The organism is Arthrobacter sp. SAFR-023, assembly GCF_051965295.1.
Lineage (GTDB): Bacteria > Actinomycetota > Actinomycetes > Actinomycetales > Micrococcaceae > Arthrobacter.
In genome coordinates this window covers 97897-124202 of record NZ_JBQCMF010000009.1, presented here as the reverse complement: position 1 = coordinate 124202, position 26306 = coordinate 97897, and the positions used below count along the sequence as shown (strand labels likewise).

General features: G+C 66.7%; 30 protein-coding genes, 6 tRNA genes and 1 riboswitch. Of the genes, 22 read left to right on the top strand and 14 right to left on the bottom strand.

Translation table 11 applies throughout. The annotated features are described in order from the left end of the window. Positions 1-9: 9 nt before the first annotated feature. The 4 genes from ACTHQX_RS11570 to ACTHQX_RS11555 form a co-directional block, all read right to left on the bottom strand. Positions 10-831, bottom strand: a complete 822-nt coding sequence (locus tag ACTHQX_RS11570; RefSeq protein ID WP_440157648.1) for an SDR family NAD(P)-dependent oxidoreductase — start codon at positions 829-831, stop codon at positions 10-12. Then, positions 828-2231: a DUF6421 family protein gene (locus tag ACTHQX_RS11565; protein ID WP_440157649.1), complete on the bottom strand. Its 1404-nt coding sequence runs from the start codon at positions 2229-2231 to the stop codon at positions 828-830. The genes ACTHQX_RS11570 and ACTHQX_RS11565 overlap by 4 nt, the downstream gene beginning before the upstream one ends. 145 nt (positions 2232-2376) lie before the next feature. Further along, positions 2377-2835, bottom strand: a complete 459-nt coding sequence (gene msrB, locus ACTHQX_RS11560) for a peptide-methionine (R)-S-oxide reductase MsrB (RefSeq protein WP_236808061.1) — start codon at positions 2833-2835, stop codon at positions 2377-2379. A gap of 14 nt (positions 2836-2849) precedes the next feature. Further along, positions 2850-3341 carry a hypothetical protein gene (locus ACTHQX_RS11555; protein WP_236808062.1) on the bottom strand — a complete coding sequence of 164 codons (492 nt, stop codon included), beginning with the start codon at positions 3339-3341 and terminating at the stop codon, positions 2850-2852. A 116-nt stretch (positions 3342-3457) separates the two neighbouring features. On the opposite strand from ACTHQX_RS11555, the gene ACTHQX_RS11550 reads away from it, so the two are divergent. Further along, positions 3458-4735: an alpha/beta hydrolase family protein gene (locus ACTHQX_RS11550; RefSeq protein WP_440157650.1), complete on the top strand. Its 1278-nt coding sequence runs from the start codon at positions 3458-3460 to the stop codon at positions 4733-4735. Here ACTHQX_RS11550 and ybaK read toward each other — a convergent pair. The 3 genes from ybaK to ACTHQX_RS11535 are packed head-to-tail and all read right to left on the bottom strand — an operon-like array spanning position 4732 to position 6682. Then, a complete protein-coding gene (gene ybaK, locus ACTHQX_RS11545; RefSeq protein WP_440157651.1) occupies positions 4732-5235 on the bottom strand; it encodes a Cys-tRNA(Pro) deacylase in 504 nt (167 codons plus the stop codon). The genes ACTHQX_RS11550 and ybaK overlap by 4 nt on opposite strands. A 13-nt stretch (positions 5236-5248) precedes the next feature. Beyond that, positions 5249-5707 (bottom strand): SufE family protein, encoded by a 459-nt coding sequence (locus ACTHQX_RS11540; protein ID WP_440157652.1) that lies wholly within the window; start codon positions 5705-5707, stop codon positions 5249-5251. A gap of 51 nt (positions 5708-5758) precedes the next feature. Beyond that, positions 5759-6682, bottom strand: a complete 924-nt coding sequence (locus ACTHQX_RS11535) for a sulfurtransferase (RefSeq protein WP_440157653.1) — start codon at positions 6680-6682, stop codon at positions 5759-5761. A gap of 219 nt (positions 6683-6901) precedes the next feature. Between ACTHQX_RS11535 and zapE the strand changes: the two genes are divergently transcribed. After that, the gene (gene zapE / locus ACTHQX_RS11530) at positions 6902-7939 is read left to right on the top strand and encodes a cell division protein ZapE (protein WP_440157654.1); all 1038 of its coding nucleotides are present in this window, start codon (positions 6902-6904) and stop codon (positions 7937-7939) included. Between the two features lie 131 nt (positions 7940-8070). Here zapE and ACTHQX_RS11525 read toward each other — a convergent pair whose 3' ends face one another. The 6 genes from ACTHQX_RS11525 to ACTHQX_RS11500 form a co-directional block, all read right to left on the bottom strand. After that, positions 8071-8307 (bottom strand): antitoxin, encoded by a 237-nt coding sequence (locus tag ACTHQX_RS11525; protein ID WP_111903627.1) that lies wholly within the window; start codon positions 8305-8307, stop codon positions 8071-8073. 148 nt (positions 8308-8455) lie between these two features. Continuing rightward, positions 8456-8527, bottom strand: a tRNA-Val gene (locus tag ACTHQX_RS11520). A gap of 52 nt (positions 8528-8579) precedes the next feature. Continuing rightward, positions 8580-8652: transfer RNA gene (locus tag ACTHQX_RS11515), tRNA-Gly, on the bottom strand. Between the two features lie 57 nt (positions 8653-8709). Further along, positions 8710-8784: transfer RNA gene (locus tag ACTHQX_RS11510), tRNA-Val, on the bottom strand. Positions 8785-8821: 37 nt separating this feature from the next. Further along, positions 8822-8892 (bottom strand) — tRNA-Cys (locus ACTHQX_RS11505). A 60-nt stretch (positions 8893-8952) separates the two neighbouring features. After that, positions 8953-9025: transfer RNA gene (locus tag ACTHQX_RS11500), tRNA-Gly, on the bottom strand. 308 nt (positions 9026-9333) lie between these two features. Here ACTHQX_RS11500 and ACTHQX_RS11495 point away from each other — a divergent pair. The 15 genes from ACTHQX_RS11495 (at position 9334) to hisF (ending at position 21459) form a co-directional block, all read left to right on the top strand. Next, positions 9334-9405, top strand: a tRNA-Val gene (locus ACTHQX_RS11495). Positions 9406-9501: 96 nt separating this feature from the next. After that, entirely contained in the window at positions 9502-10347 is an 846-nt protein-coding gene (locus tag ACTHQX_RS11490; RefSeq protein ID WP_236808068.1) for a PD-(D/E)XK nuclease family protein, read from the top strand. A gap of 57 nt (positions 10348-10404) precedes the next feature. Next, positions 10405-11007: a peptide deformylase gene (def, locus tag ACTHQX_RS11485; protein ID WP_236808069.1), complete on the top strand. Its 603-nt coding sequence runs from the start codon at positions 10405-10407 to the stop codon at positions 11005-11007. After that, the gene (fmt, locus tag ACTHQX_RS11480; RefSeq protein WP_236808070.1) at positions 11004-11924 is read left to right on the top strand and encodes a methionyl-tRNA formyltransferase; all 921 of its coding nucleotides are present in this window, start codon (positions 11004-11006) and stop codon (positions 11922-11924) included. The genes def and fmt overlap by 4 nt, the downstream gene beginning before the upstream one ends. Then, positions 11921-13621, top strand: coding sequence for an RsmB/NOP family class I SAM-dependent RNA methyltransferase (locus ACTHQX_RS11475; RefSeq protein ID WP_440157655.1), 1701 nt, complete (start codon positions 11921-11923; stop codon positions 13619-13621). Before fmt ends, ACTHQX_RS11475 begins: the two co-directional genes overlap by 4 nt. A 119-nt stretch (positions 13622-13740) precedes the next feature. Next, positions 13741-14397 carry a ribulose-phosphate 3-epimerase gene (gene rpe, locus ACTHQX_RS11470; protein ID WP_440157656.1) on the top strand — a complete coding sequence of 219 codons (657 nt, stop codon included), beginning with the start codon at positions 13741-13743 and terminating at the stop codon, positions 14395-14397. A gap of 176 nt (positions 14398-14573) precedes the next feature. Beyond that, a riboswitch (FMN riboswitch) is annotated at positions 14574-14722 on the top strand. A gap of 95 nt (positions 14723-14817) precedes the next feature. After that, positions 14818-15528, top strand: coding sequence for a nicotinamide riboside transporter PnuC (gene pnuC / locus ACTHQX_RS11465; RefSeq protein ID WP_440157657.1), 711 nt, complete (start codon positions 14818-14820; stop codon positions 15526-15528). A gap of 59 nt (positions 15529-15587) precedes the next feature. After that, the gene (ribD, locus tag ACTHQX_RS11460; protein WP_440157676.1) at positions 15588-16718 is read left to right on the top strand and encodes a bifunctional diaminohydroxyphosphoribosylaminopyrimidine deaminase/5-amino-6-(5-phosphoribosylamino)uracil reductase RibD; all 1131 of its coding nucleotides are present in this window, start codon (positions 15588-15590) and stop codon (positions 16716-16718) included. Then, positions 16718-17389 (top strand): riboflavin synthase, encoded by a 672-nt coding sequence (locus ACTHQX_RS11455; protein ID WP_440157658.1) that lies wholly within the window; start codon positions 16718-16720, stop codon positions 17387-17389. The genes ribD and ACTHQX_RS11455 overlap by 1 nt, the downstream gene beginning before the upstream one ends. A 107-nt stretch (positions 17390-17496) precedes the next feature. Then, a complete protein-coding gene (gene ribB / locus ACTHQX_RS11450) occupies positions 17497-18132 on the top strand; it encodes a 3,4-dihydroxy-2-butanone-4-phosphate synthase (RefSeq protein ID WP_236809240.1) in 636 nt (211 codons plus the stop codon). Beyond that, on the top strand, positions 18129-18830 hold the full coding sequence (gene ribA, locus ACTHQX_RS11445) for a GTP cyclohydrolase II (RefSeq protein WP_236808075.1): 702 nt from the start codon (positions 18129-18131) through the stop codon (positions 18828-18830). The genes ribB and ribA overlap by 4 nt, the downstream gene beginning before the upstream one ends. Positions 18831-18848: 18 nt before the next feature. Then, on the top strand, positions 18849-19331 hold the full coding sequence (gene ribH, locus ACTHQX_RS11440; RefSeq protein ID WP_102973087.1) for a 6,7-dimethyl-8-ribityllumazine synthase: 483 nt from the start codon (positions 18849-18851) through the stop codon (positions 19329-19331). 120 nt (positions 19332-19451) lie between these two features. Continuing rightward, a complete protein-coding gene (locus tag ACTHQX_RS11435; RefSeq protein WP_003801526.1) occupies positions 19452-19715 on the top strand; it encodes a phosphoribosyl-ATP diphosphatase in 264 nt (87 codons plus the stop codon). A 58-nt stretch (positions 19716-19773) separates the two neighbouring features. Beyond that, positions 19774-20634, top strand: coding sequence for an ATP phosphoribosyltransferase (gene hisG / locus ACTHQX_RS11430; protein WP_102973088.1), 861 nt, complete (start codon positions 19774-19776; stop codon positions 20632-20634). A 48-nt stretch (positions 20635-20682) separates the two neighbouring features. After that, positions 20683-21459, top strand: a complete 777-nt coding sequence (hisF, locus tag ACTHQX_RS11425; protein WP_236808076.1) for an imidazole glycerol phosphate synthase subunit HisF — start codon at positions 20683-20685, stop codon at positions 21457-21459. Between the two features lie 73 nt (positions 21460-21532). Here the strand turns inward: hisF and ACTHQX_RS11420 are convergent, their stop codons facing one another. After that, complete coding sequence (locus ACTHQX_RS11420; RefSeq protein ID WP_236809242.1) at positions 21533-22177, bottom strand: TIGR03085 family metal-binding protein; 645 nt, start codon at positions 22175-22177, stop codon at positions 21533-21535. A gap of 139 nt (positions 22178-22316) precedes the next feature. On the opposite strand from ACTHQX_RS11420, the gene hisI reads away from it, so the two are divergent. From hisI to trpC, 5 genes are all read left to right on the top strand, one after another. Then, positions 22317-22760: a phosphoribosyl-AMP cyclohydrolase gene (gene hisI, locus ACTHQX_RS11415; RefSeq protein WP_236808077.1), complete on the top strand. Its 444-nt coding sequence runs from the start codon at positions 22317-22319 to the stop codon at positions 22758-22760. Between the two features lie 83 nt (positions 22761-22843). Beyond that, positions 22844-24439, top strand: a complete 1596-nt coding sequence (locus tag ACTHQX_RS11410) for an anthranilate synthase component I (protein ID WP_236808078.1) — start codon at positions 22844-22846, stop codon at positions 24437-24439. Continuing rightward, a complete protein-coding gene (locus ACTHQX_RS11405) occupies positions 24439-25074 on the top strand; it encodes a Trp biosynthesis-associated membrane protein (RefSeq protein ID WP_236808079.1) in 636 nt (211 codons plus the stop codon). The genes ACTHQX_RS11410 and ACTHQX_RS11405 overlap by 1 nt, the downstream gene beginning before the upstream one ends. Before the next feature lie 97 nt (positions 25075-25171). Further along, a complete protein-coding gene (locus tag ACTHQX_RS11400) occupies positions 25172-25453 on the top strand; it encodes an HGxxPAAW family protein (RefSeq protein WP_236808080.1) in 282 nt (93 codons plus the stop codon). A gap of 2 nt (positions 25454-25455) precedes the next feature. Then, complete coding sequence (trpC, locus tag ACTHQX_RS11395; RefSeq protein WP_236808081.1) at positions 25456-26274, top strand: indole-3-glycerol phosphate synthase TrpC; 819 nt, start codon at positions 25456-25458, stop codon at positions 26272-26274. The last annotated feature ends 32 nt before the right edge of the window (positions 26275-26306 follow it).

The window sequence follows — 26306 nt, the reverse complement described above, 5'->3', positions numbered from 1 at the left end:
GCTTTCAGTCTAGGTAGTTGCGGCGTTCTGCGTAGTCGCAGCGCCGGCGGGCACCGGGGCCAGCAGCAGCCGCTGCCCGTTCAGCTCCGTGGCGGGCAGGCTAAAAAGTTCGACGGCGGCGGCGGCCAGCTGCTCGACGTCGGTGTAGCCGGAAAACTTCCGTCCGGGCTCACTGCTTCGCATGCCGGCGTCCACCAGTGCCTTCACCACGAAAACGACGGCGGCACTGTGCTGGGTGCCGTCAGCTGGGCCGTCCTGGCCCTGGGCGCCGTGAGCAGCGTCTTCGTGCCCTTGGGCGTCCTGGCGGAAGCCCTCGGCCACTGCCATGGTCCACGCTTCAGCGGCGGCCTTGGCCGCGACGTAGCTGGCGACGCCGGCGGCGGGGCTGCGCACCGCCGTCGAGGACACCATGGCGAAACGCCCGCAGGGCGAGTCCGCGAGGTCGTCGTAGAAGACCCGGGTGACGTTCCGGAGCGTCGTGACGGCGCTGCGTTCCAGGAAATCCCAGTCCTCATCGGTTTGGCTGGTGATGCCCTGCGCGCCGCGCCAGCCGCCCACCAGGTGGATGACGCCGTCGACCTTTCCGGCAGTGCGGGTGAGCTCTTGCTTCAGTTCCCGCACTGCGGCGAGGTCGGCAAGGTCGCACACCAGCGGCGTGGCGCCCCCGGCGGCTTTTGCGGCCTCCTCGATGCGGGCCTTGTCCGATCCGACGGTGAACACGGTGAAGCCAGCCTCCAGCAGCGCACGGGCGGCCGCTATCCCCGAAGGTCCGCTGCCGCCTGTGACAAGCACGCGCAGTGGCCTGCCTGTGCTCACCCTGTCGTTAGTCATGCCGCAGCCGCGGCGGGGCCATCAGCCGGAAGGGCAGAATCCGAGGAGCCCGTAATGCCCGCAGTGGATTCGATGACGGGGCGCATCTTCTTTTCCAGGGCTTCATAGAACATGGACAGCGGAAACTCGTCGTCCAGGACCTGGTCGGTGAGGCCCCGCGGCGGCCCGTCGAGGGGGAGGGCGCCTGGCCCCTTGGCCCAGACGGAGGCCGGGTTCGGCGTGACTGTCCCGGAGATCAGCTCATAGGCCGCCAGCCAGTGGGCGGTCTTGGGCCGGTCGATGGAGCGCCAGTAGAGCTCCTCGATCCGGGCACCCAGCTCCACCACGACGCCGGCAACGTGTTCCCAGTCGATGGTCAGCCGGCTGTCGGTCCAGTGGAGGACGCGGTGCTGGTGCAGCCATGCGAAGAGCAGCTGGCCGCCGAGCCCGTCATAGTTGCGGACACGGCTACCGGTGATGGCGAACCGGAAGATCCGGTCGAAAATGACGGCGTACTGTACGAGTTTGGCGTGCCGGCGTGCTTCCGGATCCGCTGCTTCGTCCTTTTCGATCTTCACGGATTCGCGGAAGGCCGTCAGGTCGCAGCGCAGCTCCTCGAGGGAGTACAGGAAGAACGGCATCCGCTGTTTGATCATGAAGGGATCGAATGGCAGGTCCCCGCGCATGTGCGTGCGGTCATGGATCAGGTCCCACATGACGAAGGTCTTTTCGGTGAGTTCCTGGTCCTCGAGGAGTTCCGCGGCTCCCGCCGGCAGCTCCAGCGAAGTGATGTCGGCCGCGGCCCGGAGGACGCGGCGGAAGCGTGCTGCTTCCCGGTCCGCGAAAATGGCACCCCAGGTGAACCGGGGCGTCGCGCGCACTCCCACCGTTTCGGGGAACAGCACAGCGGAGTTGGTGTCGTACCCGGGGGTGAAGTCGATGAACCGGATGGGCACGAACAGGCGGTTCGAGTAGTCCCCCTGTTCCAGCCCTGCAATGAAGTCGGGCCACACGACGTCGATGAGGACGGCCTCCACGAGCCGGCTGCTGCTGCCGTTCTGCGTGTACATGGGGAAGAGCACCAGGTGCTGCAGGCCGTTCTCGCGGCCCGCCTGCGGCTGGAACGCGAGCAGGGAGTCCAGGAAGTCCGGGACGCCGAACCCTTCCCCGGCCCAGCGGTCAAAGTCCCGGCACAGCAGGTCCAGGTAGAGGGCGTCGTGGGGGAACGCCGGTGCCAGCGCCTCGATGGCGCTGACAAGGGCGTCGACGTGGCCCTGCGCTGCAGCATGGCTGGCCTGGTCGGGGATGGAGCCGTCCTGTACCTGCAGCTCCCGCAGGGCAATGGCCGCGGCCTTGAGGCGCTGCCATTCCGGGTGTTCCGCGGTGATTCGGGCTGGTGCTGTGTGTACGGTTACGGTCATCGCTGGCCTCGCCTTTCGGGTTATCTGAGCTTCTACGGCGAGCGTAGCAAGCGGACAGGGTTCCTAATCGATCAAAGGCGTGAGCATAAGAAACTGTAGGGCTCGGGGCTGTCGAAATAACCGCAAGGCGCAGCGCCCGGCAGTCTCAGGCCTGGGCGTCGCCGTCGGCCGGAACCAGCTTCAGTGAGATGGAGTTGATGCAGTAACGCTGGTCGGTTGGGGTCCCGTAACCCTCGCCCTCGAAGACGTGCCCGAGGTGCGAGTCGCAGTTGGCGCACCGCACCTCGATGCGCTCCATGCCCAGGGTCCGGTCGTGGATGTACCGCACCCGCTCTTCGGCCAGGGGCGCCCAGAAGGACGGCCAGCCGCAGTGCGAATCGAACTTCTCCTTGCTGGTGAAGAGCTCGGTCCCGCACGCGCGGCAGTTGTAGGCGCCGGCGGTGTGGGTGTCCCAGTACTCACCGGTGTAAGGGCGTTCCGTGCCGGCCTGGCGCAGCACGTGGTATTCCTCCGGCGTCAGTTCGCGGCGCCAATCGTCGTCGGACCGGCCGGCAGCAGGAGTAGCGGCGGTGTTGGTGAGGTCGGATTTCTCAGGAGTGCTCATAACCGGACCAACGCTCAGGAGTCCCCGATAAATCCCGAGCCTGCATACAGATGCAGCACCGGGAGGCCCAGCTTGTCCTGTGCCCGGTTGGCCCAGTCGGTGTGGAAGGTGTCCGAGACGGCATGCGGCCTGGTGACGACCACGGCCTGGGCGGCACCAAGCTCCTTAACCTTGGCCACGAGGCCGTTGACGGCCCCGCCGGCCACTACCTCGCCTGCAACGCCGCCGCCGATGCCTTCCAGGGCCCTGACCGAGGTGGCCAGCGTGGCGTCTGCCGCGGCCCGTTCTTCCGCGGGGTCCGGGGCATGGGCCGTCAGCTCGCGGAAAGCCTTGGCAATGTCCAGCATCGAAAGGTTCTCGAGGAAATCCACCAGCAGATGCCGTTCCGTATTGGCCGGGACCAGTACCACCAGGGGCGCGTCACCCCCGTCCACCAGGCGTTCGATGTTCACGCGGTCGTCCGCACCCAGCGGCTCTTCAGTCAGAATGACGATTGGATCGCTCATGGCATCAGCCTAGTCCCGCCCGCCAGTGCCCGCATGTATTTGGCCCGCATGCATTTCGCCAGCATCCGCGGGCCACGAATGTGCCGGACGGGGCCGGATCGGTCAAGATGGGAGGCATGGATTCCGCGCAGGCTGCTTTGACTATCCCAGCTACTACCCAGGGCAACGCGATGACCCTGAGAGCGAAGTGGACCCTCGGGGGAGTCATTGCGGGCGGCACCGCCGCTGCCCTGCTTGGCGCAGGATCATCTGCCCTGGCGCTCTACTTCGCCCGCCGCGTCCTGACCCCCACCCGCGTCCGGGCGGCGGACCAGGAAGTCCTGGCGGTCATCCGGGAGGGCAGGGAACTGCAGGTCATCCTCGCGGCCACGCCGGAGACAACCCATGACGGAACGTACAGCCTCTTCTTCGACGCCGGTGCCGGGCATGCCCGCATCGGCAGGATACTGTCCTATTCCCCCGCCGAGCGCACCGTGCTGCGCGAGGTGGAGGCGGTCTATAGCGGCAACCTGGAAACTGCAGGGCGCGCCTGGTGGGGAGGTGCCACATACCAGCATCCCTCCGACGTCGGCCTGGCGTCCGAAGACGTCGACATCGAGGTTGAGGGCGGAAGCGCCCCGGGCTGGCTGATCCCGGGTGATGCCGGCGCCGAAACCTGGGCCGTCATGGTCCATGGGCGCGGGGCAACCCGGCAGGAGTGCCTCCGTGGAGCGCGGGTGGTCCACGAACTCGGACTGCCCAATCTCCTGGTTTCCTACCGGAACGACGGCCTGGCGCCGGCGGCCTTCGATGGCCGGTACGGGCTGGGTTCCACGGAGTGGCGGGACATCGACGCCGCCATCGCCTTCGCCCTTGCCCGCGGTGCCCGGGACGTGGTGCTTTTCGGCTGGTCCATGGGCGGGGCCATCTGCCTGCAGACGGCGGACCTCTCGGAGCACCGGCATGTCATCCGGGCCATGGTGCTGGATGCGCCGGTCATCGACTGGGTCAACGTGCTGGCCCACCACGCGGAGCTGAACCGGATCCCGTCGGCCGTTGGCCGGTACGGCCAGCTGATGATGGGGCACAAGGTGGGCCGGAGGCTCACCGGGCTCGCTGCGCCCGTGGACCTGAAATCAATGGACTGGGTGTCGCGTGCCGTTGAACTCAGGACGCCGACGCTCATCATCCACAGCGTGGACGACGAATACGTTCCCTACCAGCCCTCGGCACTGCTCGCGGAAAAGAACCCGGAAATGGTCACATTCGAGCCGTTCGAGGGGGCGCGGCATGCCAAGGAGTGGAATGCCGATCCGGTCCGCTGGGAAGGATTGGTCCGGGCATGGCTGCGGCAGCAACTGGCGCCCCGCCGCAATCCCGGCCAGCCGGAACCGGTTCAGCCTGACCCCGCTTAGCCTGCCTGGGAGCCCGTTCCGATCGCGGCGGTGACGGCCTTGGTGAGGCGGACAAGCTCGCGGGGATCCAGTTCGATGTCCAGTCCGCGCCGGCCGCCGGACACCAGGATCGTGTCCAGGGTGAGGGCGGTTTCGTCGATGACCGTGGGGGAGGGCTGCCGCTGTCCGAGGGGCGAAATTCCGCCCAGGACGTAGCCCGTGCGTCGTTCAGCCGCGGCCGGGTCCGCCATGGCGGCCTTCTTGCTGCCCAGCGCCGCAGCTATCGCTTTGAGGTCCAGGCTTCCGCTGACAGGAACGACGCCGACCGCCAGTTTGCCGTCGACCTCCACCATGAGCGTCTTGAAGACCCTTGCCGGATCTATCCCCAGGACCTCGGCTGCCTCCATGCCGTAACTGGCCGCGGCCGGATCGTGGCTGTACGGGTGCAGGTTAAAGGAAACGCCTGCCGCAGCCAGTACCGCTGTGGCAGGCGTTCCCTGTGACGTGTTCTTGCGCGCCATCCGGGTCCGGTTCCTAGGCGTGGAGCCGGGCCGCGGCGGCCACCTTGCGCTTGATGCGCCCGAGCATCGCGGTCATGCCGCGCATGCGCAGCGGCGTGATGGCGCGGGTCAGGCCAAGCAGTTCCGGCATATCATCCGGAACAGCCAGGATCTCCTCGGCGGTCAGGCCGTCCAGTCCCTCATGCAGCACTCCGGCGAAACCACGGGTGGTGGGGGCCTCCGGCGGAGCCTTGAAGAACAGCCGGAAGGCGGGGGACCCGCCGTCGTTCTTTTCCGTCTCAATGGTGAGGAAAAGCGGCGACTGGCATTCCACCACCTGCTCCAGGAGTTCGGGGTGGCTGTTCAGGCGCTCCGGAAGCTCCGGCAGGCCGCGGGAAAACTCCAGCAGGAGCTGCAGCCGCTCGGGCTCGCTCAGCGCCTGGAAGTCATCGACAATCTCCGCCAGGGCGGTGGGAAGTGCTTGAATACTCATCACTTCCAGCTTACGCAGGTTGTCCCCGTCCGCCGCTTTTTTACGGACGATTTACCTCGCGGCAACTGCCGGCACCGAGCCGCGTTCCGCGCCCTTGGCGATCGGCACGCGCACGGCGTTGCCCCATTCGGTCCAGGAGCCGTCGTAGTTACGGACGGTTTCGAAGCCGAGGAGGAACTTCAGCGCAAACCAGGTGTGGCTGGAGCGTTCGCCAATGCGGCAGTACGCCACGACGTCGTCGCCCTCGGTGAGCCCGGCCTCACCAAGGTACAGCGCCTCAAGCTCGGCGCGGCTGCGGTAGGTGCCGTCCTCTGCTGCTGCCCGTGCCCACGGAATCGACGCCGCGGTGGGAATGTGGCCGCCGCGCAGCGCGCCTTCCTCGGGATAGGCGGGCATGTGGGTGCGCTGGCCCGTGTATTCCTCAGGGGAGCGGACATCGATCAGCGGCTTGCCCAGGTGGGCCAGGACGTCTTCCTTGAAGGCGCGGATGGGAGCGTCGTTGCGCTCCACTACGGGGTAGTCGGCTACGGCCGGCGAGGGGATGTCGGTGGTCAGCGCGCGGCCCTCGGCGATCCACTTGTCGCGGCCGCCGTCGAGCAGCCGGACGTCCTCGTGGCCGAACAGGCTGAAGACCCAGAGGGCGTAGGCTGCCCACCAGTTGGACTTGTCGCCGTAGATGACAACGGTGGCGTCACGGGAGATGCCCTTTGCGGCGGCGAGGGCGGCAAACGCCTGGCCTTCCACGTAGTCACGGGTCACTTCGTCGTTCAGGTCGGTGTGCCAGTCGATCTTGACCGCGCCGGGAATGTGGCCGGTTTCGTAGAGCAGGACGTCTTCGTCGGACTCCACCACGACGAGCTTGCCGTCGTTAAGGGCGCCGGCGTCGATGGCCGCGGCCAGCCACTCGGTGGAAACGAGCCGCTCCGGGTGCGCGTAGGCGGCGAACTTCTCGTTCTGTTCAACGGGGTAGGACATGCGTATGGCCTTTCACTGAAACGGTCAGGTCAGACCGCCGGGGACGGCGGGTCACTGCTCCAACACTAGCCATGGGCAGGTACGAATGCCGCTGTGTGTTAACAGGACGAAATGTGTGTGCTTGCTCACGGCATCGCCGGTAGCAAGGCGTTGCCCGCGGGGTGGACGGCCAATGCCGGTATTCTTGCTGGGGACAAATCACCAGCAGAATGGACCACCTTGGTACAGATCGAAAAGCTCGCCACCCGGACGCCGGCGGTGTCGGTGGATGAGCTCCTCAAAGGTTTCTACCCATCGCCCAGGTTCGGGCAGGTGTCCTTTGCAAGTTACCGGCCCGATCCGAAGCAGCCGAGCCAGGCGGCAGCAGTGAACGCGCTGCACGCATTTGCCGGAGGCGTGGGCGCCGGGGACGGCGGGGGACTGTTCAAGAAGCTCTTTGGCAAGAAGGACACGACCCGTGCCGGCATCTACCTCGACGGCGGCTTCGGCGTCGGGAAAACCCACCTGCTGGCATCACTCTGGCACGCTGCCCCCGGGCCCAAGGCCTTCGGTACCTTCGTGGAGTACACCAATCTGGTGGGTGCCCTGTCCTTCCGGAAGACCGTCGACGCACTGAGCTCTTACAAGCTCGTCTGCATTGACGAGTTTGAACTGGACGATCCGGGCGACACCGTCCTGATGTCCCGCCTCATGCGGGAACTGGCCGACGCCGGCGTGAAGCTCGCGGCCACCTCCAACACCCTGCCGGGCTCGCTGGGCGACGGCCGCTTTGCTGCCGTTGATTTCCAGCGTGAGATCCAGGTCCTGGCGGACCAGTTCGACGTCATCAGGGTCGACGGCGAGGACTTCCGCCACCGCGGCCTGCCGGCCGCGCCGGCACCGCTGCGGAACAGCGAACTTCACGCCCACATGAAGGCGGAGTTCGACGGCAAGACTGTAGCCGAGGATGACTTCGGCACCCTGATCTCACACCTCGCGGGTGTCCATCCGAGCCGCTACCGCAAGCTGCTTGACGGGGTGGACGGCGTCGTCTGGCGGGACGTGGAAACCATCACCGAACAGGCAGTGGCGCTGAGGTTTGTGGTGCTCGCCGACCGCCTTTACGACAAGGACGTTCCGATCCTTGCCAGCGGCGTGCCGTTCGACAAGCTGTTCACCGAAGAAATGATGAACGGTGGCTATATGAAGAAGTACTTCCGGGCGGTCTCGCGGCTTACGGCGCTGGCCCGGGAGGGCCAGAACCACGAGCCCTCGTAGAAACGGGCTCTGCTAGACGGGCAGGGTTGGACAGGCAGGTCTTCTTTCGGGAACGCGAAAGGTGCCGGCGCCGCCTCTCGGCGGGACCGGCACCTTTTTGACGTTTAGGGGCGAAGCGCGGTAAGTCGTGGCTACGGAGCCTTCTCAGCCGGCGGCACGTTGTCCGCCGGTCCCTGGGTAGGCCTCTCATTGGCTTTGTCAACGAGAGTGGAAGCGCCAGTCTGGACCTTATCTACCTGGCTGGTGTATTTGCCGCCCGTCTTGGAGTCGACAAAATCACCTGCTTTGGTGATGCCGTCCTTGATGGACTGCTCGTTGCCGCGGATCAGACCCTGAGCTTTGCCCTTTAGATCGTCAAGTAAACCCACGAGCACCTCCCTTCAATCGCGGAGCCAGTTCGCTCCTCCGCATTCGATCCTAGCGTCGAAGGCCGTGCCTGCCAAGGAGTTCTTGACAAAAGTTGTCAAGCAGTATGAGGGCAAGAAAAAAGCAGCTCCGGAGAGCTGCTCTGTTTCGTGGGCGATACTGGGATCGAACCAGTGACCTCTTCCGTGTCAGGGAAGCGCGCTACCGCTGCGCCAATCGCCCGGAGCCGGTACAACCGGCGGTATTCCTGGGTTCGGATCCTGAGGATCAAGAGAGCGGACGACGAGATTCGAACTCGCGACATCCACCTTGGCAAGGTGGTGCTCTACCAGCTGAGCTACGTCCGCATTTTTGAAGTTCAGCCAAATGGCCGAGCGTTCAACTACAAGCAAGTCTCCTTGCTCTGGTGGGCGATACTGGGATCGAACCAGTGACCTCTTCCGTGTCAGGGAAGCGCGCTACCGCTGCGCCAATCGCCCATTGCATCCGGAATACCGGAAACCATGGTTTTCACCGAGGTGGGTACGGGATTCGAACCCGTGTATACGGCTTTGCAGGCCGCTGCCTCGCCTCTCGGCCAACCCACCGTGTAAGCGTCGATTCCTGGAAGCAACTTCCGGGAACCAGTGCCGTGACAGTGTCCTGCGAGCGGACGACGAGATTCGAACTCGCGACATCCACCTTGGCAAGGTGGTGCTCTACCAGCTGAGCTACGTCCGCATTTCGGAGCCGTGATTCCTTGCCGTATTCGGCAGTTCGTCGCGTTCCAACGAGTAAGAACTCTATAGGAGGTTCCGGGAAACTCCAAATCGGGGACCGGCGGCATGGCCGGGCAAGCCCTACTTCCTTGAATTCTAGGGAAATTCTTGAATTACAGGGGTGTAGTTTCCGCTGCCTGGACTGGCTGGTTCCGTCATGAGCGCCGGCCTTGGGCGCTCCTTGTTCGCCGTGCTCTACTGACCCTTTTCAGGGGTAAACACGCCGATTTCCTTTAACCCGCGATCGTCCGCTAGCATTCAAATGCATCGGGGCGATTGGCGCAGTGGTAGCGCGCTTCGTTCACACCGAAGAGGTCACTGGTTCGAACCCAGTATCGCCCACCGATGGAAAGTCCGTTCAGCCCAGGAGATAGAACTGGGAGGGGCGGGCTTTTCTGTTTCCGCATCAATGTCTGACCCCCGTGAAAGAGTCTCACCATGACCGCTCCACTCCTCGCCCACGCCACGGAATATGGCCGCATGTACGCCCGCTCCACCACGGAGCAGTTCACGGTGCCCTCCATAACCACCGTCATCGGACAGCAGCCCCACGGACTGGACGGCTGGTTCGGCTACATGGGTGCCAGCAGCCTGGCCAAGGATCCCTCGCTGCCGGAGATCCTGGGGAGCCCCGCAAGGGTGCGGCAGGCGGTGAACCGTGCGGCGAAGGCCGCCGAAACGTACCGGGACGAGGCCGCGCAGCGCGGCGACCGCGTGCACAACTACTGCGAGCAGGTGGCGCTGCGCGCCCTCGGCAGGCCGCACCTGATGAAGGAAGCCCGAGACGCGCTGGCCTCCAATGGTGAGGAAGCCTATGCCGCCCGCTTCGATGAATGGTGGGAGTTGTTCCGGGTGGAGCCGATCGCCCCGGAGATCACTGTGTGGAACAAGACGGTGGGATATGCAGGAACACTGGACCTCGTCGCCAGGATCAACGGACGGACCTGCCTCATCGACTACAAGACCAAAGGCACAACGCGTGACGGGCAGGTCAAGCCCTTGGACGACAAGGTGGTCATGCAGCTTGTTGCCGGCATGAAGGCGGAGGAAAGCCTGGTGGATCCCGTGGCAGGGGAGTGGGAACCGTGGCAGCACGGCGATAACCCCGTCCTGCTCGCCGTCGCCATCGGTGAAACCGAGGTGCGGCCCGTCCGCGCAAATCCGGAGGTCCTGAAGCACCACTGGTGGAAGTTCTGTGCCCTGCGGCGGGTGTGGGAAATGTCCGCGGACACCGTCAGCGCCGGACCCGCGCTGTTGCCGCTGGCACCGCCGGTGTTTTCCTGACAGCCACTAAACTGGACTGGATCCGTTTACCCGTTCACCGTGAGGAAATGACTGCACATGGCAATTCTGAATATCCGTATCATCGGCGATCCCGTGCTTCGCACGGTTGCCGACCCTGTCACGGATTTCGGGCCGGAGCTGGCCAGGCTCGTTGCCGACATGACCGAAACGATGGAGGACGTGGAGGGTGCAGGCCTTGCCGCGCCACAGATCGGCGTCAGCCTCAGGGTCTTCACCTACCGGATCGGCGGCGTTGAAGGCCACGTCATCAACCCGGTGCTGGAAAACAGCGAGGATTTCCAGGCGGACGAGGTGGAGGGGTGCCTCTCCATCCCCGGCCTGGGCTTCCCGGTCCGCCGCTACCGCAGCACCCGCGTAACCGGCGTCGACATCAACGGCAACCCCATCTCAGTGGAGGCGGAGGGAATGCTGGCCCGCTGCTTCCAGCACGAAACCGACCACCTGGACGGCATCCTCTTTACTGACCGGCTCGAAGGCGAGGACCGCAAGGCCGCCCTGCGCTCCATCCGCAACGCCAACTACGACTCCATCACCGAAAAGACCACAGCCAAACGCGCCAAGACCGTCGGTTCCAGTTTCGGCGGCGGCAGCTTCGGGGCGGCAGCGTCCGGATCCGGCAGCTTCGGCGCTGCCGGATGAGGGTCCTCTTCGCCGGAACACCGTCCGTAGCTGTCCCCTCGCTGGATGCACTGGTGGCCGCCGGCTTCGAAATCGTCGCGGTGCTGACCCGGCCGGACGCGCCAGTGGGACGCAAGCGTGTGCTCACGCCGTCGCCCGTTGCTGCCCGGGCGGCCGAGCTCGGCATCGACGTCATCCATGCGTCGCGGGTGGACGCTGCCGTCACCGAACGGATCGCTGAAGCCCGTCCCGACGTTGCGGCGATCGTCGCCTACGGCGGGCTTGTGCCCCGGGCGGCCCTGGACATTCCGCAGCATGGCTGGATCAACCTGCACTTCTCACTGCTGCCGGCCTGGCGCGGAGCGGCTCCCGTGCAGCGGGCCGTCATCGCAGGCGACGACATCACCGGTGCCGTGACGTTCCAGCTCGAGGAGGGGCTCGACACCGGCCCTGTCATCGGCACGCTGACCGAAGCGGTCGGTCCGGAGGACACCTCCGGGGCGTTGCTTGAACGGCTGTCCCACAGCGGCGCCGTCCTGCTCGCCCAGACGCTGTCCGCCGTCGGGTCCGGTGCGGCGTCTCCCCGTCCCCAGCAGGGCGAAGTGACCCTCGCGCCCAAGCTTGCCCTCGACGACGGCCGCATCGAATGGTCGGAGCCGGCCCTGTCCGTGGGCCGCCGCGCCCGCGGCGTGACGCCCGAACCGGGAGCCTGGACCACCCTTGATGGCCAGCGGCTGAAGCTTGAGCCAGTGCGGCTCCGGCCCGACGTCACGGATGTTCGGCCGGGACAACTGGCTTTGGCCGGCAAGAGCGTGCTGGTGGGCACGGGTTCGCATGCTGTCGAACTCACCAAGGTGCAGCCTGCCGGCAAGAAAATGATGGCCGCAGCCGACTGGGCACGCGGCCAGGCCTCCCTCGAAAGCGTGGTATTCCAATGAGTGACTCCGGCAGAAGCGGGTCCGGGCAGGGCCGATCCGGCCGCGGCGGCCAGCGCGGTTCAGGCACCGGCGGTTCAGGCGCTGGCAGTTCAGGCGCCGGCGGTTCAGGTACTGGCGGTTCTGACCAGCGCCGGGGCGGCGGAGGATCCAGCCGGCGCAACGCGCAGGGCAGGGAGCGGAACCGCGGCCCGCAGCGCAGCTTCACCGAGAACGCCCCGTCGCAGCGCACCCGCAGGGCGGATCCTGCCAGGCTGGTGGCCTTTGAAGTGCTGCGCGCGGTTGCGGCCGACGACGCCTATGCCAACCTCGTGCTGCCGGCACGCATCCGGCAACATGGCCTCGACCGGCGCGACGCCGGCTTCGCCACGGAACTGAGCTACGGTGCGCTGCGGAACCAGGGCACGTACGACGCCATTCTGGCCCGCTGCGTGGACAGGTCCCTGGACAAGCTGGATCCGGCTGTCCTGGATGCCCTGCGCATCGGGGTCCACCAGCTGGTGGCAATGCGCGTACCCGCCCATGCGGCCCTGGACCAGACCGTCGGTTTGGCGCGGGCGGTCATCGGTGCCGGGCCGTCCGCCCTGATCAATGCCGTCCTCCGGAAGGTAGCGGCACACAGCCTGGACGAGTGGCTGGACGAACTGGTTGCCGGCGAGAAGGACGAGACCAAGGTTGCCTCAGTCCGGTACGCCCATCCCGAGTGGATTGTCCGTGCCCTGCGGCAGTCGCTGGTGGCCCACGGCCGCCCGGTCGGCGAGATCAATGACCTCCTGGAAGCCGACAACGCGGCCCCCGTGGTCAACCTGGTGGCGCTTCCCGGACTCGGAAGCCTGGACGAGGCCCTGGAGAACGGAGCCGTCCCCGGTGAACTGGTGGAGGGATCCGCCCTTTCCAGCGGTGGTGACCTCGGCCGGCTGGAGTCCGTCCGGTCCGGCACCACCCGCGTGCAGGACGTCGGCTCCCAGCTGGTGGCCCGGGCGTTGGCAGCCGCCAGCCTTGAGACAGGGCCCGGCTTTGAGGCAGGGCCCAGCCTTGAGACACGGCCTGGCGAAAACGTGGCAGCTGCAGAAGGTTCCGTGACAGGGGGAAGCGGCACCGGGGAAGCCTGGCTGGATCTCTGCGCCGGGCCGGGCGGGAAGGCAGCCTTGCTGGGCGCGCTGGCGAACGAACGCGGAGCCACGCTCCTGGCCAACGAGCCCGCCTCGCACCGGGCCAAACTTGTTAGCCAGGCATTGTCCGCTGTTCCGTCGGAGGTCTGGACCGTCAGGACCGGCGATGGCCGGGAGGTTGGCTCCGAGCAGCCTGCCGCCTTTGACCGTGTGCTCGTGGACGTGCCTTGCAGCGGACTCGGAGCCCTGCGCCGCCGGCCCGAATCCCGCTGGCGCCGCACCCCGAAGGACCTCGCCGATCTGGGGCCTCTGCAGCGCGAACTGCTGAACTCAGCCTTGGCGGCCGTGCGGCCCGGCGGCGTGGTTGCCTACGTGACCTGCTCACCGCACCCGGCCGAAACCACCGCTGTGGTCAGCGACGCCCTGCGGAAACGCGATGACCTGGAACTTCTGGACGCCGGCAGCGTGCTGGACGCCGTCAGCCTGGGCGGCGGCCTGGGTGCGGGGCACGAGAAGACAGCCCAGCTGTGGCCACATGTCCACAGCACGGATGCAATGTTCCTCGCCCTCATCCGCCGCAAGCGCTGATTTCCCTGCGCTGACTTCCCGGAAGCGCTGACTTCCCGGAAGCGCTGGCTTCCCGTAAGCGCTGAGTTCCCAATGACCGTTTCCACACCCCGGACTTCCGTCCCGCGAAAGGACCCCGCATGACGCAGTGCTGCATCAACCCCAGCATCCTCTCCGCCGACTTCGTGAACCTCGAAGCCGAGCTGCAGAAAATCAGCAACGCTGATTCCGTGCATGTGGATGTGATGGACAACCACTTTGTCCCCAACCTCACCCTGGGACTTCCCGTGGTCCAGCGGATCCAGGCCGTTAGCCCGGTGCCGCTGGACGCCCACCTCATGATCTCCGACGCCGACCGCTGGGCGCCTGGTTATGCGGACGCCGGCCTTGCTTCCGTGACGTTCCACGCCGAGGCATCAATCGCGCCGGTGAAACTGGCCCGGGAGCTGCGGGCCCGGGGCTCGAAGGCCGGGATGGCGCTGCGGCCGGCCACTGCGCTGGAGCCGTACCTGGACATGCTTTCGGAGCTGGACATGCTGCTGATCATGACAGTGGAGCCCGGCTTTGGCGGCCAGGCATTCCTTGACCTCACGCTGCCCAAGATCCGCCGTGCCCGCGCCGCGATCGAGGGATCCGGCGTGAACGTGGCCATCCAGGTTGACGGCGGCATTACCGAGGAAACCATCGTCCGTGCCGCCGAAGCCGGGGCCAACGTCTTCGTCGCCGGGTCCGCGGTGTACGGCGCCGCAGATCCGTACGGCGCCATCGACCGGCTGCGCAAGGCCGGCAGCCTTTAGCCGCAGTCTGTAAGGGTCAGGTTTCCCGGGAGCCCGGTCAAGGGCCCGATTCCCCGGGAGCCTTGTCATGGAACCGCGTCTCGGAGGTCGCAACCTGCCTCCATGACGGCCGCATGACGCTTTGTAGCGGGAATAGCCTGGGCACCCGCCGAGTTGTGTCAGAATAGCAACACACAATACGTGCTCCGGGGTCGGTGTAAGTCCGAACCGGCGGTGACAGTCCGCGACCCGCGAGCTGGTGTTTCCTTCACGGAAGCCCGGCGGACGGTTGAACTGGTGAAATTCCGGTACCGACAGTTAAAGTCTGGATGAGAGAAGCACGTACAGCTGTACTTGTGGCGTTCCAGGACGCCGCTGCGTTTCGCTGTCGTATACCCCCGGAGCAGTCTCGGCTCTTGAGGGAAGGAACGGCACGCACGCATGGACATCCTGCGTTGGCTCTTCGAGGCACAGATCCCCGTGGGCGGATCAGTGCTCATTCTCCGCGAAGTGCTGGGAAACATCTTTGGCCTAGCCAGTGCCCTCGGCGGCATGCGGCGCAAGGTCTGGGCGTGGCCGGTGGGCATCGCCGGCAACCTTCTCCTGCTGACAGTCTTTCTGGGCAACGTCTTCGGCTCCGCCACGCCGGCCACCCTCTGGGGCCAGGCCGGGCGGCAGGTCATGTTCATCATCGTGGCTGTCTACGGCTGGCAACGCTGGCAGCAGAGCCGGCGTGCGTCCGGGTCCTCGACGGCGATCGCGCCCGCCTGGGCCAGCGCCAGGACCCGCATGGTGCTGGTACTCGCGCTGGTGGCCGGCACCGCTGCCCTCACCCCGCTTTTCGACTCCCTGGGCTCCTACCCGCCGGTGTGGGCTGACGCCTGGACGTTCATGGGCTCGCTCCTTGCCACGTACGGCATGGCCCGCGGCTGGACCGAGTTCTGGCTGATCTGGGTTGCCGTGGACGTGGTGGGCGTTCCGCTGCTCTTCAGCGCCGGATACTTTGCCAGCGCCTTCATGTATCTTTTCTACGGCTTCTTCACCCTGGCCGGCTTCATCGTCTGGTGGCGGGCCTCGCGGGTCCCGACTCAGGCGGCCCCCTCCACGGTCAAGGTTGAGACCGCCTTCCCGGATCCGGCGGTGTCCAAGTGACCGGCCTCCAAACGAACGGACAGCCGGTATCGGCCTTCACCGCCGCTGAAACAGCCGCTATGGACATGGCCCTGGAAGCCGCCCTGCAGGGCCCCCGGGGCGCCAATCCGCTGGTGGGCGCCGTCGTCGTCGGACCTGACGGAAGCCAGCTGGCCACGGGATACCACCGCGGTGCCGGCACCGCGCACGCTGAGGCCGACGCGATAGCGGTGGCGGTCAGCACCGGCGTCGACCTTCACGGGTCCACCATGGTGGTCACCCTGGAGCCGTGCAACCATGTGGGCCGTACAGGACCGTGTGCCCAGGCAATCATCGACGCCGGGATAGCGAACGTCGTCTACGCCGTCGACGACCCCCATGACCCCGCCGCCGGCGGGGCCGCTACCTTGCGGGCGGCGGGAGTCAGCGTTCGGAGCGGACTGGCCGCCGAGCGCGCGCTGGAGCTGAACCGGCGCTGGTTCCGGGCCGTCGGCGCCAAGCGCCCGTTCGTCACCCTGCACATCGCCCAGACCATGGACAGCCGGATCGCGGCCGAGGACGGCACCAGCCAGTGGATTTCCAGCCCGGAGTCGCTGGCGGACAACCACGGCATCCGGAGCCGCATCGATGCCATCCTGGTTGGAACGCAGACCGTGCTGGTGGACAACCCCCGCCTCACAGCCCGCGACGCCAACGGCGATGCCACGGGAAAGCAGCCGCTGCGCGCCGTCATGGGACTTCGCGACGTGCCTGACGACGCCGCCGTGCGCGGCGACGACGGCAAGGTCCTGCACCTGCCCACGCGGGACCCGCACGAGGCCCTGGAGATGCTGTTCGCCGCGGGCGCCCGGCACGTCATGGTGGAGGGTGGATCGAAGATCCTCAGTGCCTTCCTGGGCGAAGGACTCGTGGATGAACTCATCGTGTACCTGGCCCCCACGCTGCTGGGCTCCGGAACGCCGGCACTCAACGGCCTCGGCATCGGAACGCTGGCGGAGGCGCAGCGCTGGGAATGGGACGCCGCGTCCGGCGGCGCGGTCCAGTTCCTCGGCCGGGACCTTCGCCTGCACCTGCTCCCGGAAGCAGCCGCACCCAAAGACCTGCCCGCAGCGGCACAGCCAACATCAACACAATCAGCATCAACACAATCAACGTCAACCGAATCACTACCTGTCCGCACAGCAGCGGGCACAGCCATGGGAGGCTACTGATGTTCACCGGAATTATCGCCGAACAGGGAAAGGTCCTGTCCGTGGACCGGAACGGGGACTCGAGCGCAACGCTGCGCCTGCATGCACCCGGAACCGCTGACGGCCTGCCGCTGGGCGGCTCCATCGCCGTCAACGGCGTCTGCCTCACCGCCACGGCCATCGACGGCAAGGACTTCAGCGTCGACGTCATGGGTGAGACCCTCACCCGCAGCACCATCGGTGAGCTCGCGGCGGGCGACCCCGTCAACCTGGAGCGCTGCGTCCCCGCCGGCGGGCGCCTCGACGGCCACGTGGTCCAGGGCCACGTGGACGGCGTCGGCGAACTGCTCGAACGCGAGCCGCAGGGCAACTGGGAACGGCTCCGGTTCGGCGTGCCCCAGCGGCTTGCCCGCTACATCGCGGAAAAGGGGTCCATCGCCATCGACGGCGTCTCCCTCACCGTCACCGAGGTCAGCCCGGCAGCGGAGACGGCGCCATGGTTCGAGGTGGGGCTGATCCCCACTACCCTGGCCGACACCGGCCTTGGAGCAAAGCCTGCCGGCAGCAGGGTAAACCTTGAGGTGGACGTGCTGGCCAAGTACACCGAGCGGCTGCTTGCTTTCCGCCCTGCAGGTTCGGAATTCGCGCACGGTGCCGAGTTCGGCACGGAAGATTCGGAGGTCCAGCGGTGAACGGCACGGTAAAACTCGACGGCACCGCCAAGCTCGAGGCGGCGGTTTCCGACGCTCTCACCTCGGTTCCCCTGCAGCTCGACCCGATCGAGGACGCTGTCCGCGCCATGGCGGCCGGCAAGCCGGTCCTCGTGGTGGACAACGAGGACCGGGAAAACGAAGGCGACATCATCTTCGCCGCCCAGCACGCCACGCCCGCGCTCATGGGCTGGACCATCCGGTACAGTTCCGGCGTCATCTGCGTGCCGCTTGACGGTGCCCGGGCGGACGCGCTGGAACTGCCGCCCATGGTGGAAGTCAACCAGGATGCGAAGGGCACGGCCTACACCGTGTCCTGCGACGCCGCCACCGGCGTAAGCACCGGCATCTCCGCCACCGACCGGGCGCTCACCGCCCGCGTCATTGCCGATCCGCAGAGCGGCCCGGACACGCTGACCCGCCCCGGGCATATTTTCCCGTTGCGGGCCGTTAATGGGGGAGTGCGTGAACGCCCCGGCCACACCGAAGCGGCCGTCGACCTCTGCCGGCTTGCCGGTCTGGAGCCGGTGGGCGTGATCGCCGAAGTGGTGTACGACGACGGTGAGATGATGCGGTTGGACGGACTCCGGGTTTTCGCTGCCGAGCATGGCTGCCCCTTGATCTCGATTGAGGACCTGGTTGCCTATCTGGGAGCTGACCACCGTGTATCTTCACAGGAGAGCAGTTTGGAAGTCAGTCCGGCCGGAGAAGGGGAAACACGATGACGGCATCTCAAGCAACGGAACCGAGCAGCAACGGCCGGTCGCCGCATCCGGTGAGCAAAGGACCCGTGGTGCAGCTGCCGACGGCGTTCGGCAGTTTCGTGTCGCAGGCCTGGACCGATCTGGTGACCGGCGCCGAACACCTCGCCGTCAGTTCCCCGAATCCGCCCAAAGACGGGAAGGCGCCCCTGGTGCGCCTGCATTCGGAATGCCTCACGGGCGATGTTTTTGGCTCCTACCGCTGCGACTGCGGCGAGCAGCTCGCCTACGCCCTCGAGCTGATCGCCGAGAACGGCGGTACGCTGCTGTACCTGCGCGGCCAGGAAGGCCGCGGCATCGGGCTGGCCAACAAGATCAAGGCCTACGCCCTGCAGGAGGCCGGGTTCGACACCGTCGAGGCTAACGAACAGCTGGGACTGCCCGTGGATGCCCGCTGCTACAAGGCTGCGGCGCAGATCCTGGCCGAGATGGGCCTGCACGAGATCCGGCTGCTGAGCAACAACCCGGACAAGCAGAACCGCCTGGCCACGGCCGGCGTCAAGGTGGTCGAGATGGTGCCCACCGAGGTGCCGTCCCGCGAACAGAACCTCCGGTACCTGCAGACCAAAAAGGACCGCATGGACCACCTGCTGACCCTCGACACCGAGACCGCGGGCCTGCCCCGCACCGGCACTGACACTTTTGACCTCGAACAAGACTGAACGGATTGCGAAGACTTTATGAGCGGACACGGCGCACCCCAGATTGACCTGACCACCCTCGACCCCGCTGAAACCTCGCAGTTGAAGCTGGCGATCGTGGCGGCAAGCTGGCACACGCAGATCATGGACGGCCTCCTGGACGGCGCCCTGAGGGCGGCCAAGGACGCCGGCATCAACGAGCCGACGGTGCTGCGCGTGCCGGGCAGCTTTGAGCTTCCGGTCGCTGCCGCGCGGCTGGCACCGCACTTTGACGCCGTCGTCGCCCTCGGCGTCGTCATCCGCGGCGGTACGCCGCACTTTGACTACGTCTGCCAGGCCGCGACGTCGGGACTCACCGACGTGAGCGTCAACACCGGCGTGCCGGTAGGTTTCGGGGTGCTCACCTGCGATACCGAAGAGCAGGGGCTGGACCGGGCAGGACTGCCCGGATCCTCCGAGGACAAGGGGCATGAGGCTGTCACAGCCGCACTGTCCACGGCACTGCTGCTCAAAAACTACTGAGTGCTCAGGTAGTACCGAGACGACTGGCGGGGATGTGCGCGTGTGTAATCGCTCACATCCCCGCCGTCATGGAACTGCCCGACAGGCGGGCCCCCGCCCCGAGCAAGTAGGCTGGAGGGCGTGAAGAATTTCGAGACGCTGTTCGCAGAACTGAGCGAGAAGGCAGCGACCCGCCCCGAGGGCTCCCGCACCGTCGCTGAACTGGAGTCGGGAATCCACGGCATCGGCAAGAAAGTCGTGGAAGAAGCGGCCGAAGTCTGGATGGCAGCCGAGTACGAATCCGACGAAGCCGCCGCCGAGGAGATCTCGCAGCTCCTCTACCACCTGCAGGTCCTGATGCTCGCCAAGGGACTCAGCCTGGAAGACGTCTACAAGCATCTCTAGCCGCCTCTGAGTGGCCCCGCTTGCCTGACACAACCTTCCAAACCAGAAAGACCTCCTAATGCTGCGTGTAGCCGTACCCAACAAGGGATCCCTGTCCGAAGCCGCCTCCGCAATGCTGTCAGAGGCGGGCTACCGCCAGCGCCGGGACAGCCGCGAGCTGGTCATGGTGGACCCCGACAACGACATCGAGTTCTTCTTCCTCCGCCCCCGGGACATCGCCGTTTACGTCGGGCAGGGAACGCTCGACGTCGGAATCACCGGCCGCGACCTTCTGCTGGACGCGCAGGTGGAGGCTGAGGAACTGCTTCCGCTCGGCTTCGCCGCCTCAACGTTCCGCTTCGCCGGGCCGATCGGCGACTTCCGGACGGTAGATGAACTCGAAGGCAAGCGGCTTGCCACGAGCTACGACGGACTCCTGCGCGATTACCTGGCGGAGCGCGGCATCAAGGCGAAGGTGGTCCGGCTGGACGGCGCCGTGGAATCCTCCGTGCGCCTCGGCGTCGCGGATGCCATCGCCGACGTCGTGGAAACGGGCAACACCCTCAAGGCCGCCGGCATGGAGATCTTCGGGGATCCGATCCTGAAATCCGAGGCCGTCCTTATCCGCCGCGCTGGCGAAGGCGGGGCCGCCAACGGTACTGCCAAGGAGATCGAGGTCCTGATCCGCCGCCTGCAGGGTGTGCTGGTGGCGCGGCAGTACGTGCTCATGGACTACGACATTCGCAAGGAACTCGTGGAGCAGGCCGCCGGCCTCACGCCCGGCCTGGAATCTCCCACCGTCTCGCCGCTGCGCGATTCCGAGTGGGTGGCCGTCCGCTCCATGGTGCCGAAGAAGGAAACCAACCGGATCATGGACGAGCTGTACGACCTCGGCGCCCGCGCCATCCTGGTCAGCAGCATCCACGCCTGCCGGATCTGACCCCGGTTTCCTCAGACAGCACACCCCAGCAGTACAACAGGAGAAGTCATGGCTGTAGCCGTCCGCGTTATCCCCTGCCTGGACGTTGATGCCGGCCGCGTGGTCAAGGGCATCAATTTCGAAGGCCTTCGCGACGCCGGGGACCCCGTGGAACTGGCGCACCGTTACGACAACGCTGGCGCCGACGAACTCACGTTCCTTGATGTGACAGCGTCCTCCGGCAACCGGGAGACCACGTTCGACGTCGTCCGCCGCACCGCAGAGGAAGTGTTCATTCCGCTCACCGTCGGCGGCGGCGTCCGCGGCGTGGCGGAGGTGGACAAGCTGCTGCGGTTTGGAGCCGACAAGGCCTCCATCAACACCGCGGCCGTGGCCCGCCCCGACGTCATCGACGAAATCACCCGGCACTTCGGCTCCCAGGTGCTGGTGCTGTCCGTGGACGCACGGCGGGTCCGCCCCAGATCCCAGCCCACGCCGTCGGGCTTTGAAGTGACCACCCACGGTGGCCGGCAGGGCACCGGAATTGACGCCGTTGCCTGGGCCAAGGAAGCGGCGGACCGCGGGGTCGGCGAGATCCTGCTGAACTCGATCGACGCGGACGGCACCAAGGACGGCTTCGACCTCGAACTCATCCGGCTGGTCCGGTCTGCAGTCAAGGTTCCAATCATCGCCTCCGGGGGCGCCGGGGAACCTGCGCACTTCGCGCCCGCCGTAGAGGCCGGCGCGGACGCTGTGCTCGCTGCGTCGATCTTCCACTGGGGCCCGGACGACATGATGTCCCAGGTCAAGACCGCAATCCGCGACGCCGGCTTCGAGGTCCGCTAAAAGAGCAACGCGGGGTCACTTAGCGCCCATAAACACGAGGTTTTTGGGCGTTAAGTGACCCCGCGTTGCTTTGTTAAAGCCCTACCTCGGCTGACTGCAGGAGGGCGACGGCGTCCGGCTGGCCTTCGAAGGTCACTAGCGCATGGCGGGTGCGGCCGTGGGCGTGCATCAGCAGCTCGCCGGGTTCCCCCACGATGGCCACGGATACGGGTGCGCGCTTGGCGACGTGCCTGGGTCCCGAGGGGCTGACCAGGACGATGCCGAGGTCCACGCCGCGGTAGAGGATGGCTGCCCGCTTGACGAGCTCATCCCACAGGGCGTCCGAGTACGCCTCGTCGAGGGCACGGGGGGCCCAGCGGTCAACGGCGCGCCGGATGTCCTCCGTGTGGACGAAGTATTCGATCAGGTTCGAGCTCTCATCCAGCGCCTTGATCTTCATGGGGGAGAGCGCGGGTGGTCCGGCGCGGAAGGAGTTCACGAGCTTGGCATACTCGTCGGCGGTCCGGAGCTTTCCGGCCAGTCGGGCGGTTGCCTTGTCCGAGGCCTTGGACAGGCTCTTGATGATCAGCCCCAGCCCGACGGCAGCTTTCCGCTCCCGCAGGTACAGGTGAGCTGCGAGATCCCTGGTTTTCCAGCCCTTGCAGAGCGTGGGGGAGTCAGGACCGGCCGCAAGCAGGGTCTCGGCCAGGACTTCTCGGGACGGATCGACGAAATGCATCACTTGGAAAACTAGCACGTCCCCGGGAGAGTTGCGCAGTCTGTTGATCCAGGTGAATTTGTGCCCTTGTTCACAGGGGCGGGCGGGTGACAGGCGGCCATCGTGCCGGCGTCCCCGTGGGGGCACTAGACTTGACGTGATGTCTGAGCAGCCCGCCCCCAGCCCCGCCCCCGCCGCCACGGCCGGTGCCCCTTCGTCCGACGCCGGCGAAAGCATCCTGCCCGGAAGCCCCCTTCCGGCCGGGATTGCCTCGGCGCTGAAGCGCGACGGTGCCGGACTTGTGGCTGCCATCGTGCAGCAGTTCGACACCAATGAGGTCCTCATGCTGGGCTGGATGGACGACGAAGCCCTGAACCGGACCATGACCACCGGCCGCGTGACGTTCTACTCGCGCTCCCGCCAGGAGTATTGGCGCAAGGGTGACACGTCCGGCCACGTGCAGTGGGTCAAGTCAGTGGCCCTGGACTGCGACGGCGATGCCCTCCTTGTGCGGGTGGACCAGGTGGGCGCAGCATGCCACACCGGTACGCGGACCTGCTTCGACGGCCGGGCCTTCGACGTTGTGGCAGGTTCGGCCAGCTAGCGGCCCGCTACCCACCAGGCCGCTTCCACCCAACGGCCATAACTCACCAGGCACTACCAAGAACAGACGGAGAACCAATAGCGATGCAGGACCTCGGAATCATCAGCCCTGGCCTCGAAGAATTCCGGGAACTCGCCGCCCACAGCCGCGTCATCCCTGTCCGGCTGAAGGTGCTGGCGGATGCCGAAACGCCGATCGGGCTGTACCGGAAACTGGCCCAGGGCCAGCCGGGCACGTTCCTCATGGAGTCGGCGGCTGTCGGCGGTGCCTGGTCCCGCTACTCCTTCATTGGTTCCAGGTCCCGGGCCACGTTGACCACCAAGGACGGGCAGGCGCACTGGCTGGGTGAACCGCCGGCCGGGGTGCCCGTGGACGGAAACCCCGTTGACGCCATCCGCGACACCATCGAGGCGCTGCGCACGGACCGGTTCGACGGGCTCCCGCCGTTCACGTCCGGGCTGGTGGGCTTCCTGGGCTGGGAGACGGTCCGGCACTGGGAAAAGCTGACCAGCCCGCCCGAGGATGACCTGCAGCTCCCGGAGCTGGCCCTGAACCTCGTCACCGACATGGCTGTCCACGACAACATGGACGGCACTGTGCTGCTGATCGCCAACGCGATCAACTTCGACAACAGCTCCGAGCGCGTCGACGAGGCCTGGCACGACGCCGTCGCCCGCGTGAAGGAACTGCTGGCTCGCATCAGCACGCCGGTGCTCCAGCCGGTGTCCGTGCTGGAGCCGGCGGCCCTCGATTTCGCCGCCAGCGTCCAGGAACGCTGGCACGAGCCCGACTACCTCGCTGCCCTCGACCGCGGCAAGGAAGCGATCGTGGACGGCGAAGTCTTCCAGGTGGTCATCTCCCGCCGCTTCGAGATGGAGTGCGCGGCGTCGCCGCTGGACGTCTACCGGGTGCTGCGCAACACCAACCCCAGCCCGTACATGTACATCTTCAGCCTCGAGGATGCCGCCGGCCGCCAGTATTCGATCGTCGGATCGTCACCGGAGGCCCTCGTGACCGTCACCGGCGAGGACGTCATCACCCACCCCATCGCCGGCTCCCGGCCGCGCGGCAAGACAGTGGACGCGGACAAGGCGATGGCCGAGGAACTCCTCGCGGACCAGAAGGAACGGGCCGAGCACCTCATGCTGGTGGACCTGTCCCGGAACGACCTGTCCAAGGTCTGCGTGGCAGGTTCCGTGGACGTCACCCAGTTCATGGAGGTGGAGCGCTTCAGCCACATCATGCACCTGGTCTCCACCGTCGTCGGACGCCTGGCTCCCACGGCCAAGGCCTATGACGTCCTGAAGGCCACCTTCCCGGCCGGAACCCTGTCCGGCGCCCCGAAGCCCCGCGCCCTGCGCCTCCTGGACGAACTCGAGCCCCACAGGCGGGGCATTTACGGGGGAGTCGTGGGCTACCTGGACTTCGCCGGCGACATGGACATGGCCATCGCCATTCGCTCTGCTCTTCTGCGCGAGGGACGCGCCTACGTCCAGGCCGGCGGCGGCATCGTGGCGGATTCCAGCAACCCCGCCGAGGCACAGGAAACCGTCAACAAGGCCGCGGCACCGCTGCGGGCTGTGCACACGGCCGGCTCACTGCACAACATCAGTTCGGATTCCGTCAGCGCTCCCGATTCCGTCAGCAGTCCTGGTTCCGTCACGGAGGCAAACTCCTGATGGCGGTACCCGCAGGACCCGCCACCCCGGCCAAATCGCGCAGCACGGTTCCGGGCTGGGCACGCAAGTCGACCGTGGTGCTGCTGATCGCGGCCCTGGCGCTGGCGGTCTTCGGCACCACGACGCAGACCTGGCTGACGGTCCATCTCGACCCCCAGCAAATGGGCCAGGCCGCCGGAAGCGAAGGCGGCCTCCAGGTCCAGGGCAGCAAAGCCGCCACCACGGTCACGGCCCTGGCCCTCGTCGCACTGGCGGGCGGGCTCGCGGCCTCCATCGCCGGAAAGATCGCCCGCTGGGTCACCGCGGCCATCATTGTGCTGGCGGCGGTTGGCGTCATTGCCGCAGCCGCCACTGTCCTCGCTGATCCGCTGGGCGCAGCCCAGGGATCCATCGCCGCGGCCACCGGTGTTTCGGGTGGCAGCGCGGACGTGAGCGTCAGTGCCTTCCCGGTGCTGGCCGTCGTCGCTGGTTCCCTGTTGGCCGCCGGCGGCCTGCTGGTGGTTCCGGCCGGCCGGTACTGGAAGTCCCGCACCAAGTACGACGCCGCCGCGGCGGGTCCCGCAGCCGGCCAGAGCGGCCCGGTGGACGAGATCGACAGCTGGGACAGGCTCTCCCGGGGCGACGACCCCACCTGAGCCGGCGGGTCACGCAGCCGCGCCCCCCGGCCGCGATGCCGAAGGCCGCGGCAAAAAATGGCAGAATGTAAGCAGTATTGATCCTGAGGAGATTCACATGAGCAAAGCCACTGTTTCCGGTACCAAGCCCGCCGCCCCCAAGGAGCACCACGGCATCGACCACAGCATCGACCTGGGCCACGGCAACAGCCCGGCCGCCTGGACCTGCGTGATCGTCATGCTCATTGGCGCCCTCATTTCCTCCATCGCGTTTGTCATTGCCAACACCCCGATCTTCTGGGCCGGCATCGGCGTTATGGTCCTGGGCCTGCTGGCGGGCTTCATCATGCGCAAGGCCGGCTACGGCGTAGGCGGCAGCAAGATCAAGAACAGCCACTAACCGTGACGGTTCTCGACGACATCAACGCCGGTGTCAGGGAGGACATGGAGGACCGGAAGCGCCTCGTGTCCCTCGCGGAGCTGAAGGATCGCACCCTGGCGGCGGCTCCTGCCCGGGACGCCTGGGCTGCCCTGGGCGGCACGTCCGCGGACCGCGGCGAACTCAAGGTCATCGCCGAGATCAAGCGACGCAGCCCCTCCAAAGGCGACCTTGCCAGCATCGCGGACCCCGCGTCGCTGGCCGTGCAGTACGCCGACGGCGGAGCCGCGGTGATCAGCGTCCTCACCGAGCAGCGCCGTTTCAGCGGTTCGCTGGCTGACCTGGATGCCGTGCGCGCCCGGGTGGACGTCCCGCTGCTGCGCAAGGACTTCACCCTGGACGAGTACCAGATCTGGGAAGCCCGCGCCCACGGCGCGGACCTCATCCTCCTGATCGTGGCAGCCCTGTCCGACCAGCAGCTACGTGAATTCAGTGCCCTGAGCCGTGAGCTCGGCATGAACGTGCTGGTGGAAACGCACACGCCGGAGGAAGTCGAGCGGGCCGTGGCCGCCGACGCCCGGATCATCGGCGTCAACGTCCGCAACCTCAAGACGCTCGACGTCGACCGCTCCCTTTTCGCCTCGCTCGCCGGCAGCATTCCGGCCGGCGCCGTGGTGGTGGCGGAGTCGGGCGTTCGGAACGCCGACGACGTCGCGCACTACGCGGCGCACGGGGCCAACGCCATCCTCGTGGGGGAGGCGCTCGTCAGCGACGCCACCCCGCGTGAACGCATCGCGGAGTTCACCGCGGCCGGGGCCGCGGCCATCGCCGCCCGGGCCTGAGCTCCCACCCAACCGTGGCGCCATCCGTCCGC

Bases quoted from the DNA above. Each gene is read 5' to 3' on its own strand.
- msrB (WP_236808061.1), bottom strand. From the start codon at position 2,835: ATGAGCACTCCTGAGAAATCCGACCTCACCAACACCGCCGCTACTCCT.
- def (WP_236808069.1), top strand. From the start codon at position 10,405: ATGGCAATTCTGAATATCCGTATCATCGGCGATCCCGTGCTTCGCACG.
- pnuC (WP_440157657.1), top strand. From the start codon at position 14,818: ATGGACATCCTGCGTTGGCTCTTCGAGGCACAGATCCCCGTGGGCGGA.
- ACTHQX_RS11540 (WP_440157652.1), bottom strand. From the start codon at position 5,707: ATGAGTATTCAAGCACTTCCCACCGCCCTGGCGGAGATTGTCGATGAC.
- hisI (WP_236808077.1), top strand. From the start codon at position 22,317: ATGTCTGAGCAGCCCGCCCCCAGCCCCGCCCCCGCCGCCACGGCCGGT.
- fmt (WP_236808070.1), top strand. From the start codon at position 11,004: ATGAGGGTCCTCTTCGCCGGAACACCGTCCGTAGCTGTCCCCTCGCTG.
- ACTHQX_RS11565 (WP_440157649.1), bottom strand. From the start codon at position 2,231: ATGACCGTAACCGTACACACAGCACCAGCCCGAATCACCGCGGAACAC.
- ACTHQX_RS11410 (WP_236808078.1), top strand. From the start codon at position 22,844: ATGCAGGACCTCGGAATCATCAGCCCTGGCCTCGAAGAATTCCGGGAA.
- rpe (WP_440157656.1), top strand. From the start codon at position 13,741: ATGACGCAGTGCTGCATCAACCCCAGCATCCTCTCCGCCGACTTCGTG.
- ribH (WP_102973087.1), top strand. From the start codon at position 18,849: ATGAGCGGACACGGCGCACCCCAGATTGACCTGACCACCCTCGACCCC.
- ybaK (WP_440157651.1), bottom strand. From the start codon at position 5,235: ATGGCGCGCAAGAACACGTCACAGGGAACGCCTGCCACAGCGGTACTG.
- ACTHQX_RS11405 (WP_236808079.1), top strand. From the start codon at position 24,439: ATGGCGGTACCCGCAGGACCCGCCACCCCGGCCAAATCGCGCAGCACG.
- ACTHQX_RS11570 (WP_440157648.1), bottom strand. From the start codon at position 831: ATGACTAACGACAGGGTGAGCACAGGCAGGCCACTGCGCGTGCTTGTC.
- hisG (WP_102973088.1), top strand. From the start codon at position 19,774: ATGCTGCGTGTAGCCGTACCCAACAAGGGATCCCTGTCCGAAGCCGCC.
- ACTHQX_RS11555 (WP_236808062.1), bottom strand. From the start codon at position 3,341: ATGAGCGATCCAATCGTCATTCTGACTGAAGAGCCGCTGGGTGCGGAC.
- ACTHQX_RS11400 (WP_236808080.1), top strand. From the start codon at position 25,172: ATGAGCAAAGCCACTGTTTCCGGTACCAAGCCCGCCGCCCCCAAGGAG.
- ACTHQX_RS11490 (WP_236808068.1), top strand. From the start codon at position 9,502: ATGACCGCTCCACTCCTCGCCCACGCCACGGAATATGGCCGCATGTAC.
- ACTHQX_RS11550 (WP_440157650.1), top strand. From the start codon at position 3,458: ATGGATTCCGCGCAGGCTGCTTTGACTATCCCAGCTACTACCCAGGGC.
- ACTHQX_RS11455 (WP_440157658.1), top strand. From the start codon at position 16,718: ATGTTCACCGGAATTATCGCCGAACAGGGAAAGGTCCTGTCCGTGGAC.
- ribB (WP_236809240.1), top strand. From the start codon at position 17,497: ATGGCGGCCGGCAAGCCGGTCCTCGTGGTGGACAACGAGGACCGGGAA.
- ribD (WP_440157676.1), top strand. From the start codon at position 15,588: ATGGACATGGCCCTGGAAGCCGCCCTGCAGGGCCCCCGGGGCGCCAAT.
- ACTHQX_RS11420 (WP_236809242.1), bottom strand. From the start codon at position 22,177: ATGCATTTCGTCGATCCGTCCCGAGAAGTCCTGGCCGAGACCCTGCTT.
- ribA (WP_236808075.1), top strand. From the start codon at position 18,129: ATGACGGCATCTCAAGCAACGGAACCGAGCAGCAACGGCCGGTCGCCG.
- hisF (WP_236808076.1), top strand. From the start codon at position 20,683: ATGGCTGTAGCCGTCCGCGTTATCCCCTGCCTGGACGTTGATGCCGGC.
- ACTHQX_RS11535 (WP_440157653.1), bottom strand. From the start codon at position 6,682: ATGTCCTACCCCGTTGAACAGAACGAGAAGTTCGCCGCCTACGCGCAC.
- ACTHQX_RS11475 (WP_440157655.1), top strand. From the start codon at position 11,921: ATGAGTGACTCCGGCAGAAGCGGGTCCGGGCAGGGCCGATCCGGCCGC.